The sequence below is a fragment of the Pandoraea anapnoica genome, from assembly GCF_902459765.1.
Taxonomy (GTDB): Bacteria; Pseudomonadota; Gammaproteobacteria; order Burkholderiales; family Burkholderiaceae; genus Pandoraea; species Pandoraea anapnoica.
Map to the genome: position 1 here is coordinate 134,770 of NZ_CABPSP010000005.1, position 12,051 is coordinate 146,820.

The following is a 12,051-nucleotide window of genomic DNA, read 5'->3' on the forward strand; positions in this document are numbered from 1 at the left end:
GTTGATGCAATCGAAGCTTACGGCTAGCGCCGTCGCAGTCGCGGGGCTGCTCGCGTTTGGCGCGGCTAACGCGCAACAGGCGCAGGAAGTGAAGCTGGGTTTTGCCGCACCGCTCACGGGCGCTCAGGCCCACTACGGCAAGGACATGCAGAACGGCATTCAGCTGGCCATCGACGAGTACAACGCCACCAAGCCGACCGTCGAGGGCAAGCCGGTGAAGTTCGTGCTGCAATCCGAAGACGATGCGGCCGACCCGCGTCAAGGCGCGCTCGTTGCACAGAAGCTGGTCGACAACGGCATCAAGGGCATGCTCGGCCACTTCAACTCTGGCACAACCATTCCCGCATCGCGCATCTACGCGTCGGCCGGTATTCCTGAAATCGCCATGGCCACGGCCCCGGAATACACCAAGCAGGGCTTCAAGACGACGTTCCGCATGATGACGTCCGACATCCAGCAGGGTTCGGTCGTCGGCACGTTTGCCGTCAAGAAGCTGGGCTTCAAGAACATCGCCATCGTCGATGACCGCACCGCTTACGGTCAGGGTCTGGCGGACGAGTTCGAGAAGGCCGCCAAGGCTGCCGGCGGCAAGATCGTGCGTCGCGAATTCGCCAACGACAAGGCCGTTGACTTCCGCGCCATTCTCACGAACCTGAAGCGTTCGAACCCCGACGTGGTGTTCTACGGCGGTGCCGACGCACAGGCCGGTCCGCTCGCCAAGCAAATGCGCGAACTCGGCATCAAGGCCACGCTGATGGCGGGCGAAATGGTCAAGTCGGACGCTTTCCTGAAGATCGCCGGTGACTCCGCCAATGGCTCGGTCGTCTCGCTCGCCGGTCTGCCGCTCGACAAGATGCCCGGTGGCGCCGCTTACGAGTCGCGTTACAAGGCCAAGTTCGGCGCAGGCCCGGAAACTTACTCGCCCTACGCTTATGACGGCGCAATGGCCATGATGTCGGCCATGAAGAAGGCCAACTCGACGGACCCGGCCAAGTACCTGCCGGTACTGGCGAAGACGAGCATGCCCGGCGTGACCACGCGTGAGCTGGCTTACGACAACGTGGGCGACCTGAAGTACGGCTCGATCACGCTGTACAAGGTGGTCGACGGCAAGTGGACCGTGCTGGAAACCGTCGGCGGCAAGTAAGCCGTCGACTTGCCTGAGCGCTGACATTCAGTGCGCAAGGCATCGAAGTCAAACGACAAGGGCCGGTGTGCATGACTCACCGGCCCTTGTGCTTTGTAACGCACCCCGGATACTGGGGCGGCTCCGGAATGCCCCGTTCGATCAGACAGCGTTCGGCGTTATTGCATCTTCGGCGTCGTCGCCACGTCGACCGGCCGCCTTATCGCCAGCAGTCTTCGACTCGCGCGTCGCGGGCCAGACATCCGCTGGCAACTTCGCGCGCAACTCGGGCGGCAACGCGTCGCGTGCGAAGACAGGCTCAGCGACACCCGCCTCGCGCTGCGTCTGATAATCGCGCCATGCCACCAGGGCGTAACGCATCAATAGGCCAATGGCCACGAGATTGATAAACGCCATCAGGGCCGTACCCACATCGGCAAAGCTCCACACCAACGGCAAGCTCGCAACGGACCCGAGCATCACGGCCAGCAAAACGAACGCACGGAAGATGTTGAGGAACCATGGACGCTGCGTCAGGAAATCCATGTTCACTTCCGCATACGCGTAGTTGCCGAGCACGCTGGAGTACGCGAGGAAGAACACCGTAATGCCGGTGAAGACTACTGCCCAGTCACCGAAGTGCACACCGAGCGCGCGTTGCGTCAGCACGGTGCCTTCGGGCGCTGCACCGGGAATGAACTGCCCCGAGAGCAGGATCATGAACGCCGTTGCAGAACACACGACAATGGTGTCGAAGAACACGCCGAGCATCTGCATCAGTCCTTGCTGCACCGGATGCTTCGTCGTGGCCACCGCCGCCGCATTGGGCGCACTGCCCATGCCCGCCTCGTTCGAGAAGAGGCCACGCTTCACGCCCATCAGCACGGCCTGACCGACCGCATAGCCGACAATGCCACCCGCCGCAGGCTCAAGTCCGAACGCGTGGCGCCAGATCATCGCGATCATGCCGGGGATGTGTTCGATATTGACGATGCAGACGTACGCCGCAAGGCTCAGATACGCAATCGCCATGACCGGCACGATCCATTGCGCGAAGCGTGCAACACGTCGTACGCCGCCATAGATGATCGGTGCAGTGAGCAGAACCAGCGAGATACCGGTCCACTGCGGCTCCCAGCCGAACGACGCTTCGAGTGCCTGGGCAATCGAATTCGCCTGAACGGAATTGAGTGCGAAGCCGAACGTGTAAAGCAGCACGACAGCAAAGGCGATGGCAAACTTGCGCGAACCGAGTCCGAGTTGGATGTAATACGCCGGTCCGCCACGGAAGGTGTTGTCGCGATGCGGGATCTTGAAGATCTGTGCGAGGGTCGACTCGACGAACGCCGAGGCCATGCCGAGCAGCGCCGTCATCCACATCCAGAATATTGCGCCCGGACCGCCGATGGTCAGCGCGACCGCGACACCTGCAATGTTCCCCGTACCGACTCGGCTCGCAAGCCCCGTCGCAAATGCCTGAAACGGTGAAATGCCGGTGGTGCTGCCTGAAGTGCGCAGCAAGTTGACGCTATGCGCAAACGCACGAATCTGGATGCCACCGAACCGCAAGGTGAAGTACAAGCCTGCGCCGAGCAGGGCAATGACCAGCGGGTAACCGGATAGCACCCCGCCAATCGCGTCGACCACCGAATTGAGCCAACTTTCCATTGATCGCGTCTCCTTTCGTAACCGCCTGTCGTCCCCTGGGAAATCGGGGCGTGAGGCAGGAGAATCGCAAGATTTCGCTCAATTCGACACTTTGCCGCTGCACTTTGCGTTTATTCCTAGGCGTTGACGCGCTTGGGAACGTCATGTCCGGCGCGCGGGCAATAAAAAAGCCGCTCGGCATTCACCGGGCGGCTCAAAGACAAGGCAAGGAGACATCGGTGCGTAGATTAACAGGGGAATATGTCGAGGGTGTGACGCGCGGAAGGACTTGCGGTGGGGAGGGGGATCGGTAGGCGGCAATTCAACGCAAAGGGCAAGTTGAGAAAGTGCATTCGCTCATACTTCTCGGCCTGGCAGCTTGTCTCGCTATCGAGCATTGCAGGACGATAGTTGCGCCGTAGGCAGCACGTCGATGGAACCAGATACCGCCCGGTTCGTAAGTGATTGAAGCATCGTCGCCGGAGAGCCTTCCATTAAAATCTGCCCTGATCTTGCATGAAGCCATATTTGCAGGCCTCGAAAAAAGCCACCATGAATTGCCCATGGACGATCCGTTGACGGTTGTGGTTACCATCGCAATGTTGTAGTTCAACTGAGATCGCGTACTCTCCAATCCGAACGTGCGAAAGAGTACCTGCAATTCCTCGTTGAACTTCCGCACATCCTTGTCGGCGACCACACTGATCGGTTTGACCGACGCCTCATGAATTGGCGGCATCGTGCTGTAGGTTCGCCAATAGTTCCACCTCGTGGATTTGCGTCCACTTTCCAAATAGCCTCCATGCTCATCGAAGGTCGGCCATCCCCACCAATACCAGGCGTTTTCGTCCACGTTCGGTGTACCGGAGCCCTTGGACAGGCAGATCAATTGCTCACGTCCACTCGGGGACTGCGTGACAATAAAATTTCCCTGATCTTTCGCAGCCCGCAACTCCGCGCCCCGACCGTTTCCATTGACGATCGTGCACGCCAGGACTTTGGCGTCTCGACGAGACGAAACGTAGAAATACAGTGCCTCTCCATGCTTCTTTCCCTCCGGGCTGGGCGTAAGAGAAAACCGCGAGACCCTCCACTGCTGGTCGACCAGAATTGCTTTTTCGATCTCCTTGATGATTTCCTTCGGCACCTCCTTGACACTGCCCGGGGTGCTGGCGAGTTTCCACACCCAATCGTTGCTGCCCGGCGACCTCCGTTGGCACGAAAGCAGTTTGCCGTCGTCATCTCGCGTCAGGCCCCACACACCACAGGTCGTGCCAGCTCTTTTACCCTGCTTCAACTGCACGACACCGGACTCCGCCAAAAACGACTCCGTGAGCAAGTTCTTGGCCGTTACGTCGCCAGCCTCATCGATGTTCTTGCCCTGCATCTTCAATGCCCCACCCAGCGTGGCACCTTCCGACGCATGCAGATTCCCGACGTTAGCGGTGCCGGTTACGTTGGCCTGCCCGACTTGAAGGGTGCCCGTACCCGTAATGTCTTTCGCGCCAACGATACTGTGATTCGTGCCCCGATCGCTCAGGTCGAGTTCACCTTTGATGTTCGCACTGCCCGTGATCTCGATCTGCTTCGCTTCTATTTTTTTGTCGGCAACAATGGTGTTCGCCCTAACTTCGCCAACACCAACGATGTTGTGTCGCGCAACCGTTTTGCCATTCTTGTCACGCTCCTCAAAATCCAGCGGCCCTGTCATTTTGGAACCATCGCGTCGCACGAAAACGCTCAGGGCACTTGTGGCGTACCCCCCTCTGATGGCAACCAGTCCTGCCGCACCGACCGGATTGAAAACACGACCGGTACTTCCGCCAGAATCCAGGAACCTGAATTCCTTCTTGCCCTCGTCTGAAGACACGCCGCCCAACGCACCGATCTTGCGTGCGGCAACGATCGCTGCATCGAGATCCGGTTCCGAAGAGTAGCGTTTCAACATGGGCTTACTGATGTAGGTCAATGTCTCGACATTGCAGGTACCTTTCGCGTCACACGCGGGATACACGCGAATAGCGTACTCGCCAACGTTACCCGGCGGCGTCGTTCCCATACCGACTGCTCCGGTCGCCTTGATGAGCGTCGTCGCATCCAGATTGCCGACGAAACGGCCTAACGCGTCGCTTTTCTGAACGAACGTGACGCCGTTGACTTCGAAGGTTCGTTTCGAGTCGCTCAGAAGCGCGTCGATTTCATGGTGATGCGCTACGACAAAGCTCTCCACCCGGCCACCAACCTCCTTTAACGCCTCCCCCACACGCTCGGCTTTCTCGATACGCATATGCCTCGATTGATTGACCCCCCAGAACGAAATCAATACCCCAACGACAGCGACGGCCACCGCCGCAGAAATCAAGAAGACACCCGATTGTCTCTTCCGCATCGCACCTCCTCAGACGATACTGCATTGCGCCATATGGCGCGTGACAGCAAAGTCGTCAAAAAATCGGACATTATGCGAGCGGACGTGCCCCCCGAAAATCAGGGAACCCCTGAAATTCGGCATCGGGGATGTCCGAAAACGAAAGCGATTACCCAAAAAGAAAAATGCCGCACGGTACTTACCGTGCGGCCTATTCGGAGACGACAGACCTTACCGCCTCCCAATTCCATTCGCTGACATGCCCTGCGTTCGCAACATGCCAGCGACCACGCCTAACACTCGACGATATTCACCGCCAATCCGCCACGTGCCGTTTCCTTGTACTTCGTCTTCATATCGGCACCGGTTTCGCGCATCGTCTTGATGACGGAGTCGAGCGACACATAGTGCGCACCGTCACCGCGCAGGGCCATGCGTGCGGCATTCACCGCTTTCACGGACGCCATCGCATTGCGCTCGATGCACGGAATCTGCACGAGGCCGCCGACCGGGTCGCACGTCAGACCCAGGTTGTGCTCCATGCCGATCTCGGCGGCGTTCTCGACTTGCTCGACCGTGCCGCCAAGCACCGCGGCAAGCGCACCCGCCGCCATCGAACACGCCACGCCGACTTCACCCTGACAGCCCACTTCCGCGCCTGAAATCGACGCGTTGAGTTTGTACAGAATGCCAATGGCTCCCGCCGTGAGCAGGAAGTCGATCACGCCCTGTTCGTTCGCGCCGTGCACGAAGCGGTCGTAGTAATGCAGCACCGACGGGATGATGCCCGCAGCACCGTTGGTCGGCGCCGTCACGACACGACCGCCCGCTGCGTTCTCCTCGTTGACCGCAATCGCGTAGAGGTTCACCCAGTCCATCACCGACAGAGGATCGGACAGTGTGCGCTCTGCACGTTGCGTCAACTGACGATACAGCTCCGGCGCGCGGCGTCGCACGTGCAGCGGCCCCGGCAACTCGCCGTCGGCCTCGGCGTTACCGATGCCGCATCCGCGCGTCACGCACGATTGCATCACGTTCCAGATGTTGAGCAATCCGCGACGAATGTCCTCTTCCGCGTTCTCGCCGTGATGCCAGACCTTCTCGTTCTCCCACATCAGTTGGGCGATGGACTTGCCGCTGGCCCGGCACATCTCCAGCAGTTCCTTGCCCGTGCGGAACGGATACGGCAATTGATCGTGCGCGGAGAGCACTTGCGCGTTCGACGCACCGGCCGTCACCACGAAGCCACCGCCGACCGACAGATAGCGTCCTTCGCGCAGCTTGTTACCCGAGCCATCGAAGGCATGGAATTTCATGCCGTTCGGGTGCTCCGCCATTGCCTCGCGGCGGTAGAACACCATGTGCTCCTTCTCGACGAAAGGCACGTCGTGCTTACCGAGGATCGACAATACCTTCGCTTTGCGCAGGGTGGCCAGACGCGCAGCAATCGCCGACGGATCGACCGTATCGGGCGCTTCTCCCATAAAACCCAGCAGCACGCCCTTGTCGGTGCCGTGACCCTTGCCGGTCGCGCCCAACGAACCGTACAACTCTGCGCGTACCGACGCTACCTGCGACAGAAGCCCGTCGCGGTCCAATCCCTGCACGAACATCAGCGCCGCGCGCATGGGCCCCACGGTATGCGAACTCGACGGTCCGATACCGATCTTGAACAAATCGAAAACTGAAACGGCCATGAGGCTTTCCTGAAGTTCTGAAACGTGTTTGTGACTCGACGGATACCGCCAGTCTGGCGCTTCCGAGTTACATCTATAGAGACAAAAAGGGGCCAGCAATGTTTCTGCCGGCCCCCGTTTGTCGAATTATCGCGACGTTTTACTCGTAGTCGCTCATCGGTACACAGGCGCAGAACAGGTTCCGGTCGCCGTAGACGTTATCGGCACGTCCGACCGGCGGCCAGTACTTGCGCTCGCGCAAAGCCTTCACCGGATACGCTGCCTGACTACGGGCATAGGCGTGCGTCCATTCGTCGGCCGTCACGACATCCGCCGTGTGCGGTGCGTGCTTGAGCGGGTTGTCTTCGCGGTCGGCACGGCCTTCTTCCACCGCGCGAATTTCCTCGCGAATCGTCACCATCGCCTCGATGAAGCGATCCAGCTCGTGCTTCGACTCCGATTCGGTCGGCTCGACCATCAGCGTGCCCGGCACCGGGAAGCTCATCGTCGGGGCGTGGAAGCCGAAGTCCATCAGGCGCTTGGCCACATCGTCGACGCTAATGCCGCTGGTGTCCTTGAGGGGACGCAGATCCAGAATGCACTCGTGCGCCACCAGACCGCCCGGGCCCGTGTACAGCACCGGATAGTGCGGCGCGAGCTTCTTGGCGAGGTAGTTGGCGTTGAGGATGGCCGTCTCGGTCGCAGCCGTCAGGCCCTGTGCCCCCATCATGGCAACGTACATCCACGAGATCGGCAGAATCGATGCCGAACCGTAAGGCGCCGCCGACACCGCACCGATGCCATCGGCATCGCGCGAGTAGCCCGTCGAGCGCTGGTTCGGCAGGAACTGCGCCAGATGCGCGCCCACCGCCACCGGGCCGACGCCTGGGCCGCCACCGCCGTGCGGAATGCAGAACGTCTTGTGCAGGTTCAGGTGCGACACGTCACCACCGAACTCGCCCGGTGCGCACAGGCCGACCATCGCGTTCATGTTCGCGCCGTCGACATACACCTGACCGCCGTTGGCGTGCACGATCTCGCAAATCTGACGCGCACCCGCTTCGAACACGCCGTGCGTGGACGGGTACGTCATCATGATCGCGGCCAGACGGTCGCGATGCTGCTCGGCCTTCGCTTGCAGATCGGCCAGATCGACGTTGCCGTTCGCATCGCACGCGACGACTACAACCTGCATACCGGCCATCTGTGCCGATGCCGGGTTTGTGCCGTGGGCCGACGCCGGTATCAGGCAGATGTCGCGATGCGCTTCACCGCGCGATGCGTGATACGCCTGAATGATCAGCAGGCCTGCGTACTCGCCTTGCGAACCGGCGTTCGGTTGCAGCGAGACGGCGGCGTAGCCGGTCGCGGCGACGAGCATTTGCTCCAACTGGTCGATCATCGTGCGATAGCCGACGGTCTGCTCGGTCGGTGCGAACGGGTGAATCTGACCAAACTCCGGCCACGTCACCGGCAGCATTTCGGACGTCGCGTTGAGCTTCATCGTGCACGAGCCGAGCGGGATCATCGTGCGATCGAGCGCGAGATCCTTGTCCGACAGGCTGCGCAGGTAGCGCAGCATTTCGTGCTCGGAGTGATAGCGGTTGAACACCGGGTGCGTGAGGTACGCGCTCTGACGCGAGAGCGACGCCGGGAAACCGTTGACGACGGTGGCTTCGATGGCGTCGAAGTCCAGCGACACTGCGCTCTTGCCCAGACCTTCGGCGACGACTTCCCACAGCGCGATCACATCGGCACGCGTGCTGGTCTCGTCGAGCGAGATGCCCACGGTGTCGGCATCTTCGCGACGCAGGTTGAAGCGGCGGGCCGCAGCCACGGTGTGGACGGTGTCCGCACGACCTGCGACGGGCACCGTCAGCGTGTCGAAGAACGTCGCGTTACGCGGGGCAGCACCCAGCGTTGCGAGACCGGCGGCCAGCGTGGCCGTCAGACGGTGCACGCGCTCGGCGATCACGCGCAGCCCCTGCGGGCCGTGATATGCGGCGTACATGCTGGCCATGATGGCGAGCAGCGCCTGTGCGGTACAGATGTTCGACGTCGCCTTCTCGCGACGGATGTGCTGCTCGCGCGTTTGCAGCGCCAGACGCAGGGCAGGCTTGCCTTGCGAATCGACCGACACGCCGACCAGACGGCCCGGCATCGAGCGCTTGAGTTCATCGCGCGTAGCCAGATAGGCAGCGTGCGGGCCGCCGAAGCCCATCGGCACGCCGAAACGCTGGCTGTTACCGACAGCGACGTCGGCGCCCCACTCGCCCGGCGGCGTGAGCAACGTAAGCGAAAGCAGGTCGGCCGCTGCAATCAGCATGCCGCCCTTGGCATGGATCGCGTCGGCCAGCGCACGGTAGTCTCGCACGTCACCGCCCACGCCCGGGTATTGGACCAGCACGCCGAACGCGTCGATTTCCGTAGCAGCGGCGACCGGGCCGACCTGCACTTCGATGCCCAGCGGCTTGGCGCGCGTCTGCACGACTTCGATGGTTTGCGGCAGTACGTCGTCGGCCACGAAGAACGTATTCGACTTCGACTTGCCCGTGCGTTTGACCAGCGTCATCGCCTCGGCGGCAGCGGTCGCCTCGTCGAGCATCGACGCGTTGGCAATCGCTAGCCCCGTCATGTCGATGATCATCTGCTGGTAGTTGAGCAGCGCTTCGAGGCGGCCCTGCGAGATTTCCGGCTGGTACGGCGTGTAGGCGGTGTACCAGGCGGGGTTCTCGAGCACGTTGCGCAGAATCACGCCCGGCGTGAGCGTGTTGAAGTAGCCCTGACCGATGAACGACTTGAAGACCTGATTCTGGTCAGCCAGCGCGCGCAGTTGCGCCAGCGCCTGCGCTTCGGTTTGCGGTGCGGCGAACTGACCGAGCGACGTGGCAAAGCGCGCGCTGTCGCGGCGGATCGAGTCGGGCACGACGGCGTCGATCAGTGCGGCGCGCGAGGCGTAGCCAAGCTCGGAGAGCATGGCCTGTTGTTCGGGAGTATCCGGGCCGATGTGGCGCGCGGAGAAGTTGTCGCGCTGCTCAAGCTCGGCAAGCGAGCGGCGCGCGGCCTGCAGGTCGGTCAAAGCATTCATGGGTCAAATCTCTCGTTCGATCACGGCAAGTGACGGCGTAGGAGGTATTGCTTGATTCAGTTCGACGAAGTCAGTTCGACGAAGTCATGTCGTGTGAACAGCGCAGCGCGAGCCGAAGCCACGCAACGCCGTCCACTGACAGGACTCAGTCGTCAGACCGGTCGCAGGTTACGCGCCGATCTTCTTGGCGTAAGCGCCGGCGTCGAGCAGCTTGTCCAGCTCGGCCACGTTCGACGGCTTCACGCGGAACAGCCAGTTGCCGTAGGCGTCGCCGTTGATCAGGTCGGGCGAGCCCGGCACTTCTTCGTTCACTTCGAGGATCTCGCCGCTGACCGGCGAGTGGACGTCCGCAGCCGCCTTGACCGATTCGATCACGGTCGAGGCTTCGTCAGCGGCCACCGTGCGGCCGACATCCGGCAGCTCGACGAACACGATGTCGCCCAGGGATTCCTGTGCAAAGTCGGTAATGCCGACCGTCACGGTGCCATCGGCTTCGAGACGCGCCCATTCGTCGGATTCGGTGTACTTCAGGTTATCGGGGATGTTCGCCATGTTGACGCTCCGGAATTCAGTGTTTGGGGTATTCGGTTTTCGGTACTTCGTGTCGCCGTGCCGTAGTGGGTTCCTGCTCAGGCCACCACGGCCTTGCCGTGACGCACGAACGGTAATTTGACCACACGTGCGGGCAATTGCTTGTCACGAATTTGCACATGGACGATGGCACCGTCCGGCACGCCCTTCGGCAGGCGGGCAAAAGCGATCGATTGCTGGAGACTCGGGCTGAACGTGCCGCTGGTGATTTCACCATCACCCGCGTCCGTCATCACGACCTGATGGGCGCGCAGCACGCCGCCCTTGCCGTCGAGCACGAGACCGGCGAAGCGCCACGTCTGGCCACGCGAGATCAGAGAATCCTTGCCGACGAACGTACGGTCACTTTCCTTCTCGACGGTCCAGCCCAGACCGGCGTCGAGCGGCGACACGTTGTCGTCCATATCCTGACCGTAGAGATTCATGCCCGCTTCGAGACGCAGCGTGTCGCGCGCGCCGAGCCCTGCCGGACGCACGCCAGCGGCGACCAGCGCCTTCCACAGCGCCGCCACGTGATCCGAGTTCACAACGACTTCGAAGCCGTCTTCACCCGTGTAGCCGGTGCGCGCGATCATCAGCTCGCCGAAGGCAGTGTCTTTGGCGAACGCGGCGTTGAACGGCTTGAGGGTTTCGCTGACTGCCTGGCTGCCCGGCACGGCCTGCCACACCTTGGCGCGGGCGTTCGGGCCCTGCACGGCCACGATCGACAGATCGCGACGCGGGGTGATCGTCAGGCTGTAATCGCCGTGGGCGTTGAGCTGACCGATCCACGCGAGGTCCTTGTCGGCGGTACCGGCGTTCACGACGATGCGGAACCAGTCTTCGGCGATGTAATAGATGATGAGGTCGTCGATCACGCCGCCGCTCGGGTTGAGCATGCAGGTGTAGAGCGCCTTGCCCGGGGATTGGAGCTTGTCGACGTTGTTGGCGACGGCGAAGCGCAGAAATTCGCGGCAGCTCGGGCCGTGCAGGTCGACCACGCACATATGCGAGACGTCGAACATGCCTGCGTCGGTGCGCACAGCGTTGTGCTCTTCGATTTGGGAGCCGTAGTTCACCGGCATGTCCCAGCCGCCGAAATCGACCATGCGGGCACCGGCTGCGCGGTGCGTCTCGTTGAGCGGAGTACGTTTGAGTTCGGTCATCGGGGCGTCTGTCCGTAAGGCTCCAAGGTTCATGAATTCCGGACGACGTGTGGCGCGTGCGTCATTCGCCGATCTCGCCGTCCGAAAATGCAAAAAGGGGTCATCTCGACGACCGGCACTTGTCGCGCGGGGCGCGTGCCTGTGCACTAGCCCGGCGCAATGCCAGTTGGCGAGATGACCCCTCTGTCCTTGGTACCTGAGAGATTGCCCGGTTCATTTGATGACCGGCCCCTTCGGTGGATTGCCCGCGTGCCGTGCACGCTGCAACCGCTCTCCAGAGATCGAAGGCGATGCCTTCGGCGCGGCCGGTCCTTGATGCCTGAGAGTTTGTGGGTATTACCCCTTCGGCGGCGCCGGCATGTGCTTCCCGGCGCGCTCTCCCGACCACGCTCGCGCACTTTACGGGGAAA

At 61.7% G+C, this 12,051-nt stretch carries 7 protein-coding genes and 2 riboswitches; of the genes, 1 reads left to right on the plus strand and 6 read right to left on the minus strand.

The annotated features are described in order from the left end of the window. Positions 1–4 precede the first annotated feature (4 nt). Positions 5–1,147 (plus strand): branched-chain amino acid ABC transporter substrate-binding protein, encoded by a 1,143-nt coding sequence (locus tag PAN31117_RS10585; RefSeq protein ID WP_150738161.1) that lies wholly within the window; start codon positions 5–7, stop codon positions 1,145–1,147. Positions 1,148–1,288: 141 nt separating this feature from the next. Here PAN31117_RS10585 and PAN31117_RS10590 read toward each other — a convergent pair whose 3' ends face one another. The 6 genes from PAN31117_RS10590 to gcvT all read right to left on the minus strand — a co-directional run bounded on the left by PAN31117_RS10590 (position 1,289) and on the right by gcvT (position 11,641). Further along, positions 1,289–2,794 carry an alanine/glycine:cation symporter family protein gene (locus PAN31117_RS10590; RefSeq protein ID WP_150738162.1) on the minus strand — a complete coding sequence of 502 codons (1,506 nt, stop codon included), beginning with the start codon at positions 2,792–2,794 and terminating at the stop codon, positions 1,289–1,291. Between the two features lie 301 nt (positions 2,795–3,095). Beyond that, positions 3,096–5,162, minus strand: a complete 2,067-nt coding sequence (locus tag PAN31117_RS10595) for a hypothetical protein (RefSeq protein WP_150738163.1) — start codon at positions 5,160–5,162, stop codon at positions 3,096–3,098. A 272-nt stretch (positions 5,163–5,434) separates the two neighbouring features. Beyond that, a complete protein-coding gene (locus PAN31117_RS10600) occupies positions 5,435–6,838 on the minus strand; it encodes an L-serine ammonia-lyase (RefSeq protein ID WP_150738164.1) in 1,404 nt (467 codons plus the stop codon). Positions 6,839–6,977: 139 nt separating this feature from the next. After that, positions 6,978–9,905, minus strand: a complete 2,928-nt coding sequence (gene gcvP / locus PAN31117_RS10605) for an aminomethyl-transferring glycine dehydrogenase (protein WP_150738165.1) — start codon at positions 9,903–9,905, stop codon at positions 6,978–6,980. A gap of 168 nt (positions 9,906–10,073) precedes the next feature. Next, the gene (gcvH, locus tag PAN31117_RS10610) at positions 10,074–10,457 is read right to left on the minus strand and encodes a glycine cleavage system protein GcvH (RefSeq protein WP_039393944.1); all 384 of its coding nucleotides are present in this window, start codon (positions 10,455–10,457) and stop codon (positions 10,074–10,076) included. Positions 10,458–10,534: 77 nt separating this feature from the next. Then, entirely contained in the window at positions 10,535–11,641 is a 1,107-nt protein-coding gene (gene gcvT / locus PAN31117_RS10615; protein WP_150738166.1) for a glycine cleavage system aminomethyltransferase GcvT, read from the minus strand. 173 nt (positions 11,642–11,814) lie between these two features. Beyond that, positions 11,815–11,929: riboswitch (glycine riboswitch) on the minus strand. Positions 11,930–11,937: 8 nt separating this feature from the next. Continuing rightward, a riboswitch (glycine riboswitch) is annotated at positions 11,938–12,034 on the minus strand. Between the last annotated feature and the right edge of the window lie 17 nt (positions 12,035–12,051).

Coding starts and splice junctions, on each gene's coding strand:
- gcvH (WP_039393944.1), bottom strand. CDS start 10,457: ATGGCGAACATCCCCGATAACCTGAAGTACACCGAATCCGACGAATGG.
- gcvT (WP_150738166.1), bottom strand. CDS start 11,641: ATGACCGAACTCAAACGTACTCCGCTCAACGAGACGCACCGCGCAGCC.
- PAN31117_RS10585 (WP_150738161.1), top strand. CDS start 5: ATGCAATCGAAGCTTACGGCTAGCGCCGTCGCAGTCGCGGGGCTGCTC.
- PAN31117_RS10595 (WP_150738163.1), bottom strand. CDS start 5,162: ATGCGGAAGAGACAATCGGGTGTCTTCTTGATTTCTGCGGCGGTGGCC.
- gcvP (WP_150738165.1), bottom strand. CDS start 9,905: ATGAATGCTTTGACCGACCTGCAGGCCGCGCGCCGCTCGCTTGCCGAG.
- PAN31117_RS10590 (WP_150738162.1), bottom strand. CDS start 2,794: ATGGAAAGTTGGCTCAATTCGGTGGTCGACGCGATTGGCGGGGTGCTA.
- PAN31117_RS10600 (WP_150738164.1), bottom strand. CDS start 6,838: ATGGCCGTTTCAGTTTTCGATTTGTTCAAGATCGGTATCGGACCGTCG.